We start from the raw sequence: 17,050 nt of genomic DNA on the forward strand, positions 1-17,050 counted from the left end.
GCTCTGACGGACATCCCCAACTTCGCAATTTTCCTCATGGACGCCTCCCCCACCCCATCGCAAGCTGGCCGTGCTGAAGCCGAAGAGCAACAGCCGGGATTGGCATCCTGTTTGATTGATTCCCTACTTAGCTCTGTTTTGCCCTCTGGGCACGGCGGAGAATGCACAGCATTGCCCATCGGTTCGACGGTGGGCGATGCGAGGGGATCCTGATCCGCCGGCTTTTTTGGGAATCATCACCGGTATGCCAACCCGCATCGCCCGCCACCTCGCGCCTTCGCGCAGGTGGCCACCCGCCATGCGAAGGACGACCGATGGAAACCAACTACCCCCTCAGCGCCAAGCGCCTGTACGCCTTGATCGGCGACCGGATCAGCGAGTTCCCGCCCTACTTCATAGAACGCCTGGAACATCGGCTAGAAGAGTCGGAGTTGCTGCGCGCACGCAGCGAGCCCGTCGTCAGCCTGCGGCTCGTACCGGACGTTGGCAGCGATGCTCCCCTGATCGGCCCGGACAGCCATGCCGAGCTCAAACGGCAAGGCAAAGTCGGCGTCCCCATCCGCACGCTGCAGGCATTGGGCTCGGTCCTGGAAATCCTGCACGCCGTCCACGTGGCCAAGCCGGAAGTGCATCCGGAAGCGGCAATCACCGGGCAGATGGTCGAAGGGCTGATCGTCTGCGGACGCGAGATGGTGAAGTCGTCGATGGCGGAAATGTGGGGCACGCAATGAGCGGAGACGACTTCACCGGCCCCGCCGTCAACAGCCCCGAAGCCCGCGCCGCCCAGCGTGCGGAGTTCCTTGATGTGCGCCTGCGGATGGACGGCTGCGACGAAGCCAGCTTCGCCCGCGCCTTGCTGCTGGTCGCGGAGCTGGATGGAATCGACGATGTCGCCAGGGCGTGCGGCGTGGGCACCGAGTTCATGCGAAGGCAATTGAGCGGCACGCGTCCGCTCCACTTCGACTCGGTGCTGCAGGTGACGCGTGCGCTAGGTGTGCAACTGCGGGTAGAGGCACTACCCGACCGCCCCCGGTAGTGCCGGGCGCTGGCCGGCAACCCCGTCGGCTTCGGTAGTGCCGGCCGCCGGCCGGCAACCTCACAACGACCTACCGCGCTGTCCAACCACCATCCATCGGAAGCGCCGTCCCCGTCATCTGAGCCGCAGCGTCCGAAGCCAGGAAGACCACCATGTCCCCGAGCTGCTCGGACGTCACGAACTGCAGCGATGGCTGCTTCTCGGCCAACAACGCGCGAGCGGCCGACTCTTGGTCCGTTCCGTCCCGCTCCGCCAGCGCGGTGATCTGCTGTTCGACCAGCGCCGTTCGCACCCATCCGGGGCAGATGGCGTTGGCGGTGATGCCCGTGCCAGCGGTTTCCAGTGCCGTCGCCTTGGTGAATCCAACCACGCCATGCTTGGCCGTCACGTAAGCCGCCTTGTTCACCGAAGCAACCAGTCCATGCACCGACGCGATATTGATGATGCGACCGGCCCCCTGCTGCTTCATGCGGGGCAGGGCCGCCGCCGTGGCATGGAACACTGCCGATAGATTCAAAGCGAGAATCGCATCCCACTTCTCGACTGGGAACTCCTCGATCGATGCGGTGTGCTGGATGCCTGCATTGTTCACCAGGATGTCGATGCGCCCCATTGTCGCAACCGCGTGGGCGATCATTTCCCGCACCGCCTCGCCACGCGACAGGTCGGCGCCATCATGCGCAACCCGCACACCGAAGTCGGCCTCCAGCCCGGCGCGGATCCTTTCGATCTCCTGCGCATCGCCGAATCCATTCAGCACGATGTCGGCGCCCTGCCGCGCCAGCGCGGTGGCAATACCGAGACCGATTCCGCTGGTGGAGCCGGTGACCACGGCGACTTTTCCACTGAACATGGGCGAGCTTCCATCGGGCATGGGTGGTCAGTGTAGCTGTAGCCCCACCCCAAGCGTGGATGCTCTTCCTCAACGCCACTGCACCCCAATAAGCCGCCCCCAGGAAGCGCGTCCCAAAGACACGTATGGGTGCGGCAAGCAGCTCGTCACCAGTGAGCGTCGTCACCACAATCGCACCATCCGCTGGTCTAGACTCCCTGCACTCCACTCCGCGCGAGAAGGTGATGGACCGGTATCGAAAAGGACGACGTATGCCCCTGTCGCTGTTGACCGGGCTATTAGTGCTGGGGCTTTCGGCGTGTGCTCAGCCCTCAAAAGCCAATCAGGAGAAGGCCGTGCAGGACGTAACATCGACTGATATCCAACGTGAACAGGACAAGGCTGCTGCAATTGGCGACGCCGCGATTCCCGGCGAGGCACAGCAGCGACTGAAGTGGACCCAATATCCTGCGATGAAGGCTGGACCGTCGTTCAGCGCTTCCGCCTTGGTTGATCAGATCCACACATTGGCGCGCACCCTGCGCAGCTACGCGGACGCAGAGCCGGACCGTGTGCAGAAGGCGCTCGGCGTCGCACTGCCCAATGACGTCGATGGACGTCGGCGCGGCATCACCGGGACAGCCGGCAACGGAACCTATACGTGGGCGGTCTGGAAGCGATCAACCTCTTCCGCAGGCAACTCCGTGCAATTGTCGCTGGAGCCACCGGACGCTTGCCTGAGCTTTGATGCACTGAAAGTTCCGCTGCTAACTGACGGGTTCAAGATGTATGTGCCCACGTTCGGGGATGATGACCGGATCACGTTCTACAAACCCGCCGAATCATCACTGACACTCTATGTGGCTGTTTCCGTAGATCGCCGTGACGCACCAACCTGCGCAAGGACTGTCATGCTCGAGCTGGAGCCAAGCGATGATTGATCCCCGCATTGAGCGGATGATTGAAGAGACGCGTCAGCAGGCTTCATTGACACCTGCGTCGACCCGCGATCTGCGCGAGGCGATTGAATCATCCCCATTCCTTTCTGATCTGATGGTCAAAGCCATCAAGCAGATTCACTGAGGAAAATTACATTCGATCCGCCTTCCAACGAGGGTGGTCACTACGACGCCGAGCTGCGCAGTATCAGCGTCAATGCCAACATCCTGGATCGTCCACGACGGAACGAACGAATCGACCAGCTCACGTCGATTCTCGGTCACGAAACAGGCCACGCTATGATGGCGCGATCGACGGAGCTCAGTGCTTACCGGCTCTCATACGAGCTGGATCAGGCGATCAAGCAGGCAGAGGGACCGCAGTTCCACTCGCATGTGGATGGAAAGGTTGCTGCTCAGCAGCCAGCAGCCAGCAGCGCAGAACCTGCAACACGCGGAAGAAGTTCGACAGTCCAACCCATCTTAAGTTGACTCAGGACCAGACACAGCAGCAAGAACAGACGACATCGGCGATGCGCCACATGAACTAAGCGAGTGATCGTTCGCGGCAGCCTGTTGGGTTGCTGCGAACGATGAGCAGACTGCATGTACCGGGCAAGATCGAGCGCCAGAAAGACATGCGCTGCAGGAACCGGCTTACTTCAACCGCTCCACCAAACGCCGCCCCACCTCCAGCGCCGAAGCGGGATTCTGCCCGGTAATCAGCTCACGATCCACCACCACATGCCCCGTCCACGGCGTGGCGTTGCTGCTGAACCGCGCGCCCGCTCGCTGCAGCGCGGTCTGCGGGTAGAACTTCATCTCACTGCCGCCCAGCAGCGGCTTGGCCTGCTCTTCTTCCTGGTTGCTGATCACCGTCATCTGGTAGGCGCTGTAGATCCACTTCGGCGTGGCCGGCATCGCACCAGCTTCCAGCGTCGCCACGAAACCACCCGCATCCGGCAGCGTGGACAGCAGCGCGATCGGCCCATGAAAGACCAGCGCGATGGTCTTGTTGCGCTGGTGGAAGTCGGCCAGCAGCCGGCCCAACGCAGGGCTCTTCAGCAGGTCCTGCATCGGCGCGTGGCCACCGGGAATGTAGACCGCATCGAAACGCGCGTATCCCTGGTGCTCGATGCGCGCCAGACTGACCACCGACGACGCCGTCGGCGAGGTCAGCGCCAGCTTCTCCAGCAGGTCCTTGTGCAGCGTCAGCTGCGCGGCATCGTTGCCGAAGTACACCGGCGTCACCGAGGACGCATCCAATGTCGGCGCCCGCCCCTGCGGTGTGGCGAAGGTCACCTCGTGACCCGCGTCCAGCGGCAGCTTGACCGGCTGCATCAACTCGTTGAGATAGAAGCCGGTGGACAACACCTTGCCGTCCTTCAGGTCCAGGTGGTTTTCGTCGAATAGCACCACCAGCACGTTGGCAGCATGCGCGCCGCTGGCGGCCAGGGTCAGGGCCAGCCCTGCGGCCAGCCCAGTCATCAGGTTCATGGGGAGCTCCTATCGGGAAATGGCCGCCACTTTATTCATCGCCCCACCGGCGATAAATTGGCCCCATCGCAAAACATCTGTTCCGCGAAGAGCCAAATGAGCCGCAAGTTCGACTATCTGGGCGATGTGGAGGTGTTCCTGGCGGTGGTCGAGCACGGCTAGTTCACGGTCGGCGCGGTGGCGCTGTCCACCACGCCCTCGGTGCTGAGCCGCGCGGTCACCCGCTTGGAAGCCCGGCTGGGCCGGCAACTGCTGCAGCGGACCACCCGCCGCGTGGGCCTGACCGACGCCGGGCGGCTCTACCGGGAACAGGTGCGTACCGCCTTCGGCCTGCTGGACGACGCCGAGCGCGACGTAATGGCCCAGGACGGTGCGCTCGCCGGCCGCCTGCGCCTGGGCGTGCCCACCACCTATGGCCACTATCGGCTGCCGCCCGTGCTGGCGCGCTTTGCGCAGCAGCATTCACAGGTGCAGGTGGAACTGAGCATCACCAACCGCAATGTGGACCTGGTGGCTGAGGGCTTAGATCTGGCTATTCGCCTGGGGCAGCTACCGGATCGCGGACTGGTGGGACGAAAGCTGGAAGATGCGCCTTTCGTGCTGGTGGCTTCGCCGGAGTACCTGCAGCGCCGGGGTACGCCGCAGACGCTGGAGGATCTGGAGCAGCACATGTGCCTGCCGTTTGTGATGCCGCGTACTGGGCGGTTGGCGCCGTGGGTGTTTCGCGATGATGGGCGGGATGTAGACTGGCTGCCGCGTTCGTCGATCGAGACTTCTGACGATGTACTGGGGGTGGTGTCGCTGGCCGAACAGGGGATTGGGATCTGCGAGAGTTACGAGTTCATCGTGCGGGAGCGGTTGAAGCGGGGGGACTTGGTGGAGGTGCTGTCGCAGTTGCGGGGGCGGTCGCGGCCGTTCTCGGTGATCTATGCGCCGCATCGGCGGCAGTCGGCGGCGGCGCGAGCGATGATTGAGTTGCTGGTGGGGAATGCGGCAGTCGTCGAGGACGGCGTTGGTTGAGGTTTCTGGCCCTTCCTAGCGGTGTCGCGTTTGCGATTCGGGCTGTGCGACTGATCGAGCAGCGTTGCCATTCGCTGCGGAGTAAAAATTGTTGCAAAGAAGGCCGTCGCACTATTCGCTTGCGGCATGGGAGATTGCGCCACGTCAATTCGCAATCAGCAGACCACCTGCGTGAATGCGCCTTGAGGCGTCGTGCGCTGCACGAATAGCGCGTGCAACAATAGTTCTTCGCTCTCGAATCCCGCGATTTCTTCGCGAATTCTATTGGTATTCGGAGCGACGGCGTAAGCACCATGGCGCGCCACCGACAACGGGGGCGCGCGTCTGCAAACCCGAAGAAGGCGACGTCTGCCGTTTACGCTTGCCCGTCGGCACCGTCCTTAACCGGTGCCGGCGGGCAATCCGTCGGCCTTTATGGCGGGCGGTGCGTGGGAGTCCTCGGACTCACCGGCCAATAGCGCTGCATCAACCGGTTTGCAGCCACGCATCGTCCGCCACCCGGCCTACGCGGTGGCGCTGTTAAGCACAACCAAGGAAACCGACGCCATGGGCGAATCCGACACCTTCTCCTCGTACGCCGCTGTTGAGCCTACCAAAGACGACACTCAACTGCCGTACCTGAGCACCTTCTTGGGCATTCTCAAGCGCATGCGCGGATGCGAGGGGGCTGATGGGCTGCCCTGGCCGGAGAACGACGTGTCACCCGGCCGCCGCGTGAGCCTGGCGCGGACCGAGCGCGCGTTGGTGGGGCTACTGACGGTGCTGGAGGTGCTGCATGCGGCGGACCGCTGCCGGGTGGCAGCGGAGCCGGAGCGGCATTTGGATGAGGGGACCGTTGATGGGCTATTTCTGGCTTGCCGGGGGTTGGCTGAGTGGGCGTGCCACGAGGTGAGACCGGAGTAACCTGCCTCCCGGAGCATACTCACGGCAAACTTCGTCTAGCGTCGAATAGAACAACGTCCGCTTCCGGCCAGAGGCGACCGTACTGCCGAGTGAGTTTCAATAACTTTGAATGTGGGCCTACCATAGACAAAAAACACTGCGTCACGGCACTGGACATGTCGGGATCACCTTTCACACGAGTACTTTTGATAACATTCTTGAGCGGGCATTCCCCCGCAAGAGTAAAATACGAGCATGCCTCTTCCTCATGACTTGCAAGTGATGCTGAATACGAGAGGCGGCCTAGAGTTGCCATCGCACCCTGATGCATGGACTAGACATCTGATATCTCAGGTCGCAAGCGGGCTTGAGCAGTATCGAAAGCGAATCGAGAATCTGTACTTCAAAGCTATTGGCATGAAACTGCGCTGCGGCATTTACAATGAGCTTAACGCCCGAGCATTTTCTTCGCTTTCTTCACAGGCTCAGCCTGCCAAGGTGGCCTTTATTGGCATCAGCTACGGATTCGTGTTCAACGCAGCTTGCTTGACGACCATGATGCTGTCGCGCAGCGATATGCTGACAGAAGTGGGCTCACCTGAAAAAGAGACTCAGGCCGATCCGATCTCCCACATGCCAAGCAGCATGGCAAATTCTCAATTTCACCCGGCCCAGCCTGCTTGCCCGATTCGCAAAGCGTTCGCCGCCTTTCTGACTGTCCGCTTTGTCGAGAGTGTCTTTATGCATGAGGTCAGCCATTTAGTCCGTGGCCACCTTGGTCTAATTCAAAGTCTTGGTGCATTCGACTGGTCGGAAGGCGACGATGTACCAGGGGGATTAGCAGCGCTGACGAAGCAAGCGTTAGAGTTTGATGCGGATGGCGGGGCTATTGAAGAAGGCTTCAATTATCTATTTTCTGTACAGCACGCCCTCTCAATCGGGTATTTCAAGAGCGCCGACCCCGCTAGTCTTCTGGCCCTTCAGATACTTTATGCCGATGACTCGTCCGCAGCGAAGTATTCGTTCATGGGCATGTATTTGCCGTTACGAATGTTCGAGCATCTTCACTGGGAACGGGATTTACAAGACGAGAGTTCTCATCCTCACCCTCCGATCAGAATGCTTTACCTGATGTTCGTGTATTCCTTGGCTTTGGTGGAGGCCCTAAGTCTGCACAAGGATTCTGCCCAGATAGCAATAGATGAATGGGCAATGGAGTGTGAAGCGAACTACATGGCACTACATGGCGAAACAATCAATCCAAGTGGAATTCGAAGCGCGTGGCTCTCTCCTGAAGGTGATACGTACATCAATGATATCCACAACGAGCTGGAGCGGCTTGCCCCGAAACTGGCAATACATGCCATACACATGAACTTCAAACTAGGAAATAGCTCAAGCTGAGTTCAAATACGAGATTGCCTGACAGGCCTGACCATAGGCAGTATATCGTTGTCATGTCAGGCGAAATGGCTTAATCACCCCTGGTTTATTATGAGCCTCGGAAGACCGCAATGGATCAGTAGCTCCCTATTTTGAATAGTCCGCTTTGGGTCGCATGAAGCCCTGCGGCCAGTAGCGGACGTTCAACGCTAGAATAAGCCAACGCTGCGAAGAAGTGCTCGGCTTGCAGAGAATTTTCAGGTTCCATCAAGCTCGATCTGGATGGATGCGATCGCCTCTGCATTGAGAGATGTGACGCAGGAGAAGGCCTTAGTTTGTTTGGCGGAAAGCTCTTTGTATAGCTCATCGCAACGGCGAAGGTTATCCTCAGCATATTTGCGACCTTTAAGTGTTTTGATGTTCAGGTTTGCTATGAAGATAGCTGACATCACTCCGGCTATGGCTGCGCTCAGAGCGGCGCCAGAGTCGCCGCGAACGGCATGCCACCCTGACTCAAATACGACCACGCCATGGTCGATGAGTTTCATACAGAGCTCGATGATATGAAAAGCATTATCAGTAGCTGTTTCCAGCAGATCCTGTGATTGACGGGAAAGCTTTGACTTTTCCTGAGCTGATTCTGCGATGTCTCGAGCGATGCGGAGTGCTACAACTTCGTCAAACTCACTTGCATCCTTCTCAAAGAGCTCTATTAGTCTTGGCTCAATTGCTAGAACTTGCTCCTTGATATACATGAGTACGTTCTCATTCTTTTTGCACTCAGGCTTGGTCGCGCTTTTGTCGCACACTGTTATAAGCAGCTTGGCAGCAAGAAGCCCCATCAGCGCTGCAGCACTCCCAGACCCCGGGGAGGCTTTCCCTGCGCCAAAATCATTGAGCAGCTGCCCTGTCGAGCGATCGAGAAGCGCCACCTGTCTGTTGTCTTGCTGTTTCTCAGTCACGAATGCCTCGCATGGATTATAACGCCTGAATTAAGCCGCTCCGCGTGGAGGGTTAGGCTTAAATAAAATGTCAATCGTGCTCAACGAGAGGGCGCTACATGTATTGTACGACAGTTGGTCTGTCCTGTGGGACGAGCATGCGAACATAGGAACTTTCAATATGCGGCTTGGTATCCGACGGCTTGTAGATCCGAAGCTCATAAAACTGGTACTCAGTCGGAACGACGACGACGACGACGATCTTCTCCCAGTCCGGGCCTAGCATGTCTCCAGTATGTAGCCCATGTACCCCAAGCTCACCGAGTCGGTAGGGGTCAAGTGATCGGCAGCCGAAGCACGGAAAGCCAATCGCGCCAGCTACATGGCCCAGTCATATGCTCTCCGAGCGTAGAGATGTTTTTAGCCACAAGACAGCGCATGGTGGGCTTTCCCCCTGATACAACTCGATCCTAGGGCGACTGACTCCGTCTAACAAGCCAGCGTATAGCCGGACCTAGCGATGGCTCAGTGACTATTGTGATCTCGCTCCGGTAGAAAGCCAGATGTCCGCTTGGGGTCGTATGACGTCCTCCGGCCACAACCGGTCACTCGAACCTGGCGCGCACCAGGCGAGACTCGAAAGCCAGGTCTTCCAGGAAGTGATGAAAACCTCCCTCGTAGATCATTCGAAGATCCGCGGACCTGATAATCGCGATATCGCATTCTCCCGGCAAACGAGGCCCGCCATCAGAAACAGCACCCCGAAATGTATCGCGGATGCCGCCCAAGATGGCATCACCTTCGGGATGAGTGCTGTCCAAATACATCTTCAATGACCCTCGTTCATACGTGATACCTTCCGCGTCGACATAGAAGCTCTTCGGGCACACCCAATCGGGTATCGCCATATGAGACCTCCATTCCAAGGTCGCCTCGTAGCACAAACGGATGATTAGCAACAAAAGGCCGTAAGAGAGAGCGCACGAAGCCTGCCCGGACGACCTTGACAAGGCGCCCATGCTTACACGGATAATTCGACCATGTACGAATACCATGACGACTTGTTCGACGCGGATGAAAGTTCCAACGCTTACCGCTTCTGCTGCCCCATCCTTATTGGAAACCATAGCTTGGGAGCGTTTCTCGAGCCTCCCGAGCATATCTTGGTCCAACCCGACCAGGAGCTACCCAAGCTCCGCAGTGGCACGCTGACCTTTGTTCGACACCAAGGTGAGATATTTGGAATCACTTGTGCACATGTTATTGATGCACTTGAAGTCGCTATTGATGATGACAGGCGCAAGTATCTTGCTCTTGCTGGGGACCAAGAGCCATACCCTTCAGAGGTTTGGAAGCGCTTCTTTTTCCCTGCAGGCGACACTCACGTCGACGTCAATGTTCAGTTGCACCGGGCGAACGATCCTGACGTTGATCTTGCTGCCGGCTGGATCCCCCCGGAGGTGTTTAATTCCATTGGCCGTGAGGCAATTGACATCGGCGAGAGCCAGGACTTGCCGGTTGAATGGCCAGCACAAGTGGGCGCACTGGCTTCTGGATATCCGGAAGCTAATCGAAGAATCTATGGTCGAGAGAAGCCCGACGATACCTTGGCGATTAGCAATATCACCTTGCGCTCGGCAATTGAGAAGCCCGTCGGCAAAAAGGTTCGGATGTTTGAGCCCTTGTCGTTAGACCAGACAACAGATGTTGACATCTTGAGCGGGATGAGCGGCGGCCCCATTCTCGCAACAGTCGGGAATCAGTGGGGCATCGTGGGGATAGTTTCTGGCGGATTCGACCTACATTCTTACGCGAAGTCCGACATTCAGGGCTTTTTCGACACCCCTGCGATTAACGTCGAGGGCGAGGCACTCGACCTTCCCTGGCTCAGGTCATGGCTAGGCACCTTGATTGGGGTTCGCACCGGTCGTGCGACGCATGACGTCAAGGTTCAACAGGTGGGCAAAAGTTCGATTATCACCTGAAGTGGCAGCGCTTCGCATCTATGCCCGCTTCGGATCGAGAGCGGGCTTTAGCCGCAGCCTCACCAGCCTGCCTGCAGCCATGTCCGCTTCCGGCCAGTGGCGGACGTTCGGCGCCTGAGTTAAGCCGAGCCGCGAAGCGGCTTCGGATTGAACGAATTGTCAGCCCTTCGCCTGCATCAGTCGCGAGATGGCTTTGTTGAGTTCCGCCTCATCCTTCAGTGCCTGCGCCAAGCGCTCTGAAAGCTCCGCCAGGACAACGCGGACGCTTGTGGCAAGTTCCAAGCAGACCTCATCCGATTGTTGGTGCAGGCCTTCACTGAGCGCGGAATGCAAAAGCGTGAGCGGATTATGACCGTTTACGAGGAGTGCTTGTGGAACCGCAGGCTTGATGGTGTCGATGGCTTTACTGAACTGCGTTTCGGCTTTCGCGGCTTCAAGAGCCGCCAGCACCTCAGGAGGCGCACCAATCTTTTGTGAAACCTTCAAGATCTCATCAATGATCCTGTTCTTTTGTCCTTCAATCACGCGCCGATAGTAGACAAACGCTCCAATACCGAGCCCCTGATTCTCACAGCGACGACCCCGCAAGAAAAGCTCGCGGTCAGGTCCGATCAGCTTGAGAAGGCGGGCGGGCGTGGGAGGCCCGAAATTTGGAAGCTCACCGAACTTATATGCATGTCCGGCCGGGCCGTCGCCATGTCGTTTGACGGCCAATGAGAATGTCTTCGTCGTCGCAGCACAATTGGAGCAACAGTAGTCAACGAAGAGAAATTGATAGTCGCTCGTTGGCACATCCTTGGAGCGCGGCGGCTGAACCGCCCGGAACACGCGCATTCCGCTGCACCGTTCATTTCCGCAGTGCAGATGCAACTCCGGCGCCGCAATGAAGTACCAGTGCGCACCGCCACGCCACTCCATCGAGGTCAGATCACTAATAACGGCCAGCGTTGCCGGTGGCGAAGACTCTAGAAACTCAGCCAGAGTCACTGGGGTGCGCGGTTCTTCAATCTTCTGCTCGGACACAATGAACTCTCGATAGAAGAGCTAACGCCAGCGAAGCGACGTCGGCTTGAATGAATTGTTAGGTTGCACCGCTGCCTACCACTCGTAGTAGTGAGCGCCATCTTTGATCGAGGTGGGCTTCTTAATGTAGCCATCGCCCTCTAGGCGAATAGTGCCATTGCCGGATTGTGCGCCACCGAAAACACCACGGACTACGACCAGCCCATAGTTAACAAGCGTTCCCGCGAGCTTGCCGGAAGGCTCGATGGTCAAAGACGCGCCACGCTCTAGACTGGTGGTGCCTTGAATGGCACCAAAGACAGTGACCGAAGCACGCGCAGCAATCGCAACGGTTCCCTGCTGCTGCCCGTTGATGCGTACTGTGGCTCCGATCTGAATATCGAGTGTTCCCTTTAATGTCCCCTCCAGACACAGGGTGCCGCCCGAAGTTACCCGGACAGTGCCGCGGTGCGTGCCGAGAAGCGTATGCTCGGAAGAGATAACAAGAATTTGGGAATGATCGCTCATGTCTTTAAGAATCCCTTCTTAAACTCTGAATTTTAAGCCGACCCGTGAGGTCGGCTCGGCTTGAATTAATTGTTGGGCATCAGCTCGTGAAGCCTACCCACTCGTTGGAGAGGTCATAACGCAACCAAATGTCATCGCGCGCATGGACCCAGTAGCCTATCCACTCGTTGGAGAGATCGAACTCATTGCGGAAGTCATTTCTAGCCGTGATAAGAACGCCAGTGAAATCACACCCAGGGGTAAACAGTAGGCTCACTCGATCATTTGCCTGAACAGTGAAGCCAGTCGGGTCAAGGTCGAGGTTGAACGTAAATAGGCCCGGAATGTTTGAGCTGATGTTGGGGTTGATTGATGAAGCTACCCGAGGATTTAGGCTGGAGCTTACAGCCGGATTTATGCCGCTCGCCACGCGATAGTTGAGGTTGCTTGCGACCTTTGGGTTGATGCTGCTGGCGACGCGCGGGTTCAGGCTTGAAGCAATAAACGGATTCTTGCTTGAGGCAATTCGCGGATTGAGACTGCTCGCGACCCGCGGATTTATCGAGCTTGCAACAAATGGGTTAATCGAGGAAGCGACGCGTGGATTTCTGCCTGAAGGAATGAACACGAACCTCTCCGTTGATGCCCAACCACCCAATAGACGGACCTGCGGGCCCGGCAATACGACTCATCCACAAAGCGCCGTATGGTGGGCTTTCCCGTTGACTTACCTCGATCTTAGGGCAGGAGGGCCCGGCTAACAAGCCGGCGTAGAACTGGACCAAGCGCTAGCGGACACCACAAACAAAAAGGGCGCCTATCGGCGCCCTCGTTCTTTCAACTCATTCCCACTCAATAGTAGCCGGCGGCTTCCCCGAGATGTCATAAACCACCCGCGACACCCCCCGCAACTCATTGATGATCCGGTTGCTCACAGTACCCAGGAACTCATACGGCAGATGCGCCCAATGCGCCGTCATGAAATCGATGGTCTCAACGGCCCGCAGCGCGATCACCCACTCATACGCACGCGCGTCGCCCACCACGCCCACCGACTTCACCGGCAGGAACACCGCGAACGCCTGGCTTGTCTTGTCGTACAGGTCCGCCTTGCGCAGCTCTTCGATGAAGATCGCATCGGCCTTGGCCAGCAGTTCGGCGTATTCGCGCTTCACTTCGCCCAGGATACGCACGCCCAGGCCCGGGCCCGGGAACGGATGGCGGTAGACCATGCTGCGCGGCAGGCCGAGTTCGACGCCGAGGCGACGCACTTCGTCCTTGAACAGCTCGCGCAGCGGCTCCACCAGGCCCAGCTTCATGTGTTCCGGCAGGCCGCCCACGTTGTGGTGGCTCTTGATCACATGCGCCTTGCCGGTCTTGCTGCCGGCCGATTCGATCACGTCCGGGTAGATGGTGCCCTGCGCCAGCCACTTGGCGTTCTTCAGCTTGTTGGATTCTTCGTCGAAGATGTCCACGAACAGGTTGCCGATGATCTTGCGCTTGGCTTCCGGATCGCTCACGCCTTCCAGCTTGGCGAAGTAGCGGTCGGCCGCGTTGACGCGGATCACCTTGACGCCCATGTGCTCGGCGAACATCGCCATCACCTGGTCGCCTTCCTGCCAGCGCAGCAGGCCGGTATCGACGAACACGCAGGTCAGCTTGTCACCGATCGCCTTGTGCAGCAGTGCGGCCACGACCGACGAATCGACGCCGCCGGACAGGCCCAGGATCACTTCGTCATCGCCGACCTGTTCGCGCACGCGGGCGATCTGGTCTTCGATGATGTTCGCTGCGGTCCACAGGGTTTCGCAGCCGCACACGTCCACCACGAAGCGGCGCAGCAGCGCCTGGCCCTGCAGGGTGTGGGTCACTTCCGGGTGGAACTGCACGCCGTACCAGCGCTTTTCTTCGTTGGCCATGGCGGCCACCGGGATGCGGTCGGTCGTGGCGGTGATGGTGAAGCCCGGCGGTGCCTTGGAAACGTGGTCGCCGTGGCTCATCCACACATTGAGCTTGGCCTCGCCCGGATGGTCGCTGAGCCCGGCGAACAGCGCATCCGGGGCGACGATGTTGACTTCGGCGTGGCCGAACTCGCGCTGGTCGGCCGCTTCGGTTTCACCACCCAGCTGCGCGGCCAGGGTCTGCATGCCGTAGCAGATGCCGAACACCGGCAGGCCGCTGTCGAACACTTCCTGCGGCGCGGCGGGCGCGCCCGGCAGGGTGGTCGACTCCGGGCCACCGGACAGGATGATGCCCTTGGCACCGAAGCCGGCGATGTCGGCCGGGTTGTGGTCCCACGCCCAGATTTCGCAGTAGACACCCAGTTCGCGGATGCGACGGGCGATCAGCTGGGTGTACTGCGCGCCGAAATCGAGGATGAGGATCTTGTCGGTATGGATGTTGGTCATGATGCCCGGGCGATGCAGGAGGAATAACGGAGTACGAAAGCGCAACCAGCGGCGTATGTAGAAAGAGGAACGGGAATCAGCTTCCTCGTTCCTCTTCCTGCGTCCGGCCTCAGGCGCGGTAGTTCGGCGGTTCCTTGGTGATCTGCACGTCGTGGACGTGGCTCTCACGTTGGCCGGCGCCGCTGATCTTGACGAACTTCGGCTTGCTGCGCATGTCTTCGACCGTGCCGCAGCCCACGTAGCCCATGGTGGCACGCAGGCCGCCCATCAGCTGGTGGATGATGCCGCCGACCGGGCCGCGATACGGCACGCGGCCTTCGATGCCTTCCGGCACCAGCTTGTCGGCACTGGAAGCATCCTGGAAGTAGCGGTCCTTGGACCCCTTTTCCATCGCCGCCAGCGAGCCCATGCCGCGGTAGCTCTTGTACGAACGGCCCTGGAACAGCTCGGTCTCGCCGGGCGATTCCTCGGTACCGGCCAGCAGGCCACCGATCATGATGGTGGATGCACCGGCGGCCAGCGCCTTGCCGATGTCACCGGAGTAGCGGATGCCACCGTCGGCGATCAGCGGGATGCGATCCTGCAGCGCCTCGGCGACCAGGTCGATGGCGGTGATCTGCGGCACGCCGACACCGGCGACCACGCGGGTGGTGCAGATCGAGCCCGGACCGATGCCGACCTTGACCGCGTCCGCGCCGCAATCCAGCAGCGCCAGTGCGGCTTCGCCGGTGCAGATGTTGCCACCGACCACCTGCACCTGCGGGAAGTGCTTCTTGACCCAGCTGACGCGGTCCAGCACGCCCTGCGAATGGCCGTGCGCGGTATCCACCACCAGCACGTCCACGCCGGCGGCGACCAGCGCTTCGACGCGGCGATCGGTATCGCCGCCCACGCCGACCGCGGCACCGACCAGCAGGCGCGTGGCCGAATCCTTGGCGGCGTTCGGGTAGTCGGTGTTCTTCTGGATGTCCTTGACGGTGATCAGGCCACGCAGGGCGAAATCATCGTTGACCACCAGAATCTTTTCGATGCGGTTGCGATGCAGCAGCTGCTGCACTTCTTCGGACGCGGCGCCTTCCTTGACCGTGATCAGGCGATCCTTCTTGGTCATGATGTGGCGGACCGGATCGTCCAGCTCGGTTTCAAAGCGCATGTCGCGGTGGGTCACGATGCCGACCAGCTGGCCGCCATCGACCACCGGCACGCCGGAGATGTTGCGGGCCTGGGTCAGCGCCAGCACGTCGCGGATGGTGGTTTCCGGCCCGACGGTGATCGGGTCGCGGATGACGCCGGCCTCGAACTTCTTGACCTTGGCCACTTCGGCGGCCTGCTGTTCCACGCTCAGGTTCTTGTGGATGATGCCCATGCCGCCGAGCTGGGCCATGGCGATGGCCAGGCGTGCTTCGGTGACGGTATCCATCGCAGCGGACAGGATCGGGAGCTTCAGCCGCAGGTCGCGGGTCAGCCGGGTTTCCAGGCTGACATCCTTGGGCAGGATGATCGAGTGGGCGGGGACGAGCGAGACGTCGTCGTAGGTGAGAGCTTCAGCCTGGATGCGCAGCATCGGCATACCCGAGATGTGGGGAAGCGCGTCATTTTACCCTGTTTCTCCGCCCAGCGGCAGGGGGTAGATGCGACGCAGTGTCGCGCCGGTGGGGTGTGGGGCGAACGGCGCCGCTGCGCTCGCCGACCATGGGTCGGCGCTACCCATCCGTCAGCGACCGGGTGCCCTCAGACGAACGCTTCGGCCGCTTCCAGGGTGTTCTGCATCAGGGTGGCCACGGTCATCGGGCCGACACCGCCGGGCACCGGGGTGATCCAGCTGGCGCGCTCTGCGGCCGCTTCGAAGCCGACATCGCCGACCAGCCGGCCATCTTCCAGGCGGTTGATGCCCACGTCGATCACCACCGCGCCGGGTTTGACCCATTCACCCGGCACGATGCCGGGGCGGCCGACCGCCACCACCAGGATGTCGGCGTTGCGCACGGCCTGTTCCAGCACGTCCTTGGGGGTGAACTTGTGGCAGCTGGTCACCGTGCAGCCGGCGATCAGCAGTTCCAGTCCCATCGGCCGGCCGACATGGTTGCTGACCCCGACGATGGTGGCGTTGCGGCCCCGCACCGGCTGGTCGGTGTGGCCCAGCAGCGTGGTGATGCCGCGCGGGGTGCAGGGGCGCAGGCCGAACTCGCGCAGGGCCAGGTGGCCGACGTTCTCCGGGTGGAAACCGTCCACGTCCTTGCGCGGATCGATGCGCTGGATCAGCCGGCGCGCGTCGGGAATGCCGGGCAGCGGCAGCTGGATCAGGATGCCGTGGATCTTCGGGTCGGCGTTCAAGCGGTCGATCAGGGCCAGCAGCTCGGATTCGCTGGTACCGGCCGGGAGATCGAAATCATGTGCCTCGATACCGACCTTTTCCGCCGCACGGCGCTTGTTGCGCACGTAGACGGTGGACGCCGGGTCGCCGCCCACCAGCACCACGGCCAGGCCCGGACGGCTGCCACCGGCGGCGACACGGGCGTCTACGCGCACCTTCAGGCTGTCCAGCAGGTCTTCGGAGATGCGGCGGCCGTCGAGGATGCGCGCGGGGTGGGAGGCGGTGGCTGGCAAGGTCATCGAAAG

17 protein-coding genes and 1 pseudogene are annotated in these 17,050 nt (G+C 60.2%); 8 read left to right on the forward strand and 10 right to left on the reverse strand.

Annotation, left to right across the window (positions count from 1 at the left end):
- The first annotated feature begins 314 nt into the window (after positions 1-314).
- Together QE373_RS10440 and QE373_RS10445 are read left to right on the forward strand one after the other, a co-directional pair.
- Positions 315-731, forward strand: a complete 417-nt coding sequence (locus tag QE373_RS10440; RefSeq protein ID WP_309686161.1) for a hypothetical protein — start codon at positions 315-317, stop codon at positions 729-731.
- Entirely contained in the window at positions 728-1,036 is a 309-nt protein-coding gene (locus QE373_RS10445; protein ID WP_309686163.1) for a transcriptional regulator, read from the forward strand. The genes QE373_RS10440 and QE373_RS10445 overlap by 4 nt, the downstream gene beginning before the upstream one ends.
- 70 nt (positions 1,037-1,106) lie before the next feature.
- Here QE373_RS10445 and QE373_RS10450 read toward each other — a convergent pair whose 3' ends face one another.
- On the reverse strand, positions 1,107-1,889 hold the full coding sequence (locus QE373_RS10450) for a 3-hydroxybutyrate dehydrogenase (protein WP_309686165.1): 783 nt from the start codon (positions 1,887-1,889) through the stop codon (positions 1,107-1,109).
- A gap of 251 nt (positions 1,890-2,140) precedes the next feature.
- Between QE373_RS10450 and QE373_RS10455 the strand changes: the two genes are divergently transcribed.
- Together QE373_RS10455 and QE373_RS10460 are read left to right on the forward strand one after the other, a co-directional pair.
- Positions 2,141-2,809: a hypothetical protein gene (locus tag QE373_RS10455; protein ID WP_309686167.1), complete on the forward strand. Its 669-nt coding sequence runs from the start codon at positions 2,141-2,143 to the stop codon at positions 2,807-2,809.
- Positions 2,802-2,951 (forward strand): hypothetical protein, encoded by a 150-nt coding sequence (locus QE373_RS10460; protein ID WP_309686170.1) that lies wholly within the window; start codon positions 2,802-2,804, stop codon positions 2,949-2,951. The genes QE373_RS10455 and QE373_RS10460 overlap by 8 nt, the downstream gene beginning before the upstream one ends.
- Before the next feature lie 512 nt (positions 2,952-3,463).
- On the opposite strand, the gene QE373_RS10465 is transcribed toward QE373_RS10460, so the two are convergent.
- Positions 3,464-4,303, reverse strand: coding sequence for a type 1 glutamine amidotransferase domain-containing protein (locus QE373_RS10465; protein ID WP_309686171.1), 840 nt, complete (start codon positions 4,301-4,303; stop codon positions 3,464-3,466).
- 96 nt (positions 4,304-4,399) lie between these two features.
- Here QE373_RS10465 and QE373_RS10470 point away from each other — a divergent pair.
- The 3 genes and pseudogenes from QE373_RS10470 (at position 4,400) to QE373_RS10480 (ending at position 7,609) form a co-directional block, all read left to right on the forward strand.
- Positions 4,400-5,323 (forward strand): annotated as a pseudogene (locus QE373_RS10470) (LysR family transcriptional regulator).
- Between the two features lie 546 nt (positions 5,324-5,869).
- Complete coding sequence (locus QE373_RS10475; RefSeq protein WP_309686173.1) at positions 5,870-6,226, forward strand: hypothetical protein; 357 nt, start codon at positions 5,870-5,872, stop codon at positions 6,224-6,226.
- Positions 6,227-6,460: 234 nt separating this feature from the next.
- Entirely contained in the window at positions 6,461-7,609 is a 1,149-nt protein-coding gene (locus tag QE373_RS10480) for a hypothetical protein (protein ID WP_309686176.1), read from the forward strand.
- 236 nt (positions 7,610-7,845) lie between these two features.
- Here the strand turns inward: QE373_RS10480 and QE373_RS10485 are convergent, their stop codons facing one another.
- Both QE373_RS10485 and QE373_RS10490 read right to left on the reverse strand, forming a co-directional pair.
- Positions 7,846-8,550 (reverse strand): cyclodeaminase/cyclohydrolase family protein, encoded by a 705-nt coding sequence (locus tag QE373_RS10485; RefSeq protein ID WP_309686181.1) that lies wholly within the window; start codon positions 8,548-8,550, stop codon positions 7,846-7,848.
- Positions 8,551-9,134: 584 nt separating this feature from the next.
- Complete coding sequence (locus QE373_RS10490; protein WP_309686183.1) at positions 9,135-9,437, reverse strand: hypothetical protein; 303 nt, start codon at positions 9,435-9,437, stop codon at positions 9,135-9,137.
- Positions 9,438-9,569: 132 nt separating this feature from the next.
- On the opposite strand from QE373_RS10490, the gene QE373_RS10495 reads away from it, so the two are divergent.
- Positions 9,570-10,514: a hypothetical protein gene (locus QE373_RS10495; protein ID WP_309686185.1), complete on the forward strand. Its 945-nt coding sequence runs from the start codon at positions 9,570-9,572 to the stop codon at positions 10,512-10,514.
- Between the two features lie 159 nt (positions 10,515-10,673).
- On the opposite strand, the gene QE373_RS10500 is transcribed toward QE373_RS10495, so the two are convergent.
- The 6 genes from QE373_RS10500 to folD all read right to left on the reverse strand — a co-directional run bounded on the left by QE373_RS10500 (position 10,674) and on the right by folD (position 17,044).
- Positions 10,674-11,537, reverse strand: a complete 864-nt coding sequence (locus tag QE373_RS10500; RefSeq protein ID WP_309686187.1) for a hypothetical protein — start codon at positions 11,535-11,537, stop codon at positions 10,674-10,676.
- 75 nt (positions 11,538-11,612) lie between these two features.
- A complete protein-coding gene (locus QE373_RS10505) occupies positions 11,613-12,044 on the reverse strand; it encodes a hypothetical protein (protein WP_309686190.1) in 432 nt (143 codons plus the stop codon).
- A 79-nt stretch (positions 12,045-12,123) separates the two neighbouring features.
- Positions 12,124-12,651 carry a hypothetical protein gene (locus QE373_RS10510; protein WP_309686191.1) on the reverse strand — a complete coding sequence of 176 codons (528 nt, stop codon included), beginning with the start codon at positions 12,649-12,651 and terminating at the stop codon, positions 12,124-12,126.
- A gap of 214 nt (positions 12,652-12,865) precedes the next feature.
- Positions 12,866-14,431, reverse strand: a complete 1,566-nt coding sequence (gene guaA, locus QE373_RS10515) for a glutamine-hydrolyzing GMP synthase (protein ID WP_309686193.1) — start codon at positions 14,429-14,431, stop codon at positions 12,866-12,868.
- A gap of 109 nt (positions 14,432-14,540) precedes the next feature.
- A complete protein-coding gene (guaB, locus tag QE373_RS10520; protein ID WP_057506798.1) occupies positions 14,541-15,995 on the reverse strand; it encodes an IMP dehydrogenase in 1,455 nt (484 codons plus the stop codon).
- A 167-nt stretch (positions 15,996-16,162) separates the two neighbouring features.
- Positions 16,163-17,044 (reverse strand): bifunctional methylenetetrahydrofolate dehydrogenase/methenyltetrahydrofolate cyclohydrolase FolD, encoded by an 882-nt coding sequence (gene folD / locus QE373_RS10525; protein ID WP_309686196.1) that lies wholly within the window; start codon positions 17,042-17,044, stop codon positions 16,163-16,165.
- Positions 17,045-17,050 lie beyond the last annotated feature (6 nt).

This window comes from Stenotrophomonas sp. SORGH_AS_0321 (assembly GCF_031453215.1).
In the GTDB taxonomy this organism is placed as follows: Bacteria; Pseudomonadota; Gammaproteobacteria; order Xanthomonadales; family Xanthomonadaceae; genus Stenotrophomonas; species Stenotrophomonas chelatiphaga.

Bases quoted from the DNA above. Each gene is read 5' to 3' on its own strand.
- QE373_RS10440 (WP_309686161.1), top strand. From the start codon at position 315: ATGGAAACCAACTACCCCCTCAGCGCCAAGCGCCTGTACGCCTTGATC.
- QE373_RS10445 (WP_309686163.1), top strand. From the start codon at position 728: ATGAGCGGAGACGACTTCACCGGCCCCGCCGTCAACAGCCCCGAAGCC.
- QE373_RS10450 (WP_309686165.1), bottom strand. From the start codon at position 1,889: ATGTTCAGTGGAAAAGTCGCCGTGGTCACCGGCTCCACCAGCGGAATC.
- QE373_RS10455 (WP_309686167.1), top strand. From the start codon at position 2,141: ATGCCCCTGTCGCTGTTGACCGGGCTATTAGTGCTGGGGCTTTCGGCG.
- QE373_RS10460 (WP_309686170.1), top strand. From the start codon at position 2,802: ATGATTGATCCCCGCATTGAGCGGATGATTGAAGAGACGCGTCAGCAG.
- QE373_RS10465 (WP_309686171.1), bottom strand. From the start codon at position 4,303: ATGAACCTGATGACTGGGCTGGCCGCAGGGCTGGCCCTGACCCTGGCC.
- QE373_RS10475 (WP_309686173.1), top strand. From the start codon at position 5,870: ATGGGCGAATCCGACACCTTCTCCTCGTACGCCGCTGTTGAGCCTACC.
- QE373_RS10480 (WP_309686176.1), top strand. From the start codon at position 6,461: ATGCCTCTTCCTCATGACTTGCAAGTGATGCTGAATACGAGAGGCGGC.
- QE373_RS10490 (WP_309686183.1), bottom strand. From the start codon at position 9,437: ATGGCGATACCCGATTGGGTGTGCCCGAAGAGCTTCTATGTCGACGCG.
- QE373_RS10495 (WP_309686185.1), top strand. From the start codon at position 9,570: ATGTACGAATACCATGACGACTTGTTCGACGCGGATGAAAGTTCCAAC.
- QE373_RS10505 (WP_309686190.1), bottom strand. From the start codon at position 12,044: ATGAGCGATCATTCCCAAATTCTTGTTATCTCTTCCGAGCATACGCTT.
- guaA (WP_309686193.1), bottom strand. From the start codon at position 14,431: ATGACCAACATCCATACCGACAAGATCCTCATCCTCGATTTCGGCGCG.
- guaB (WP_057506798.1), bottom strand. From the start codon at position 15,995: ATGCTGCGCATCCAGGCTGAAGCTCTCACCTACGACGACGTCTCGCTC.
- folD (WP_309686196.1), bottom strand. From the start codon at position 17,044: ATGACCTTGCCAGCCACCGCCTCCCACCCCGCGCGCATCCTCGACGGC.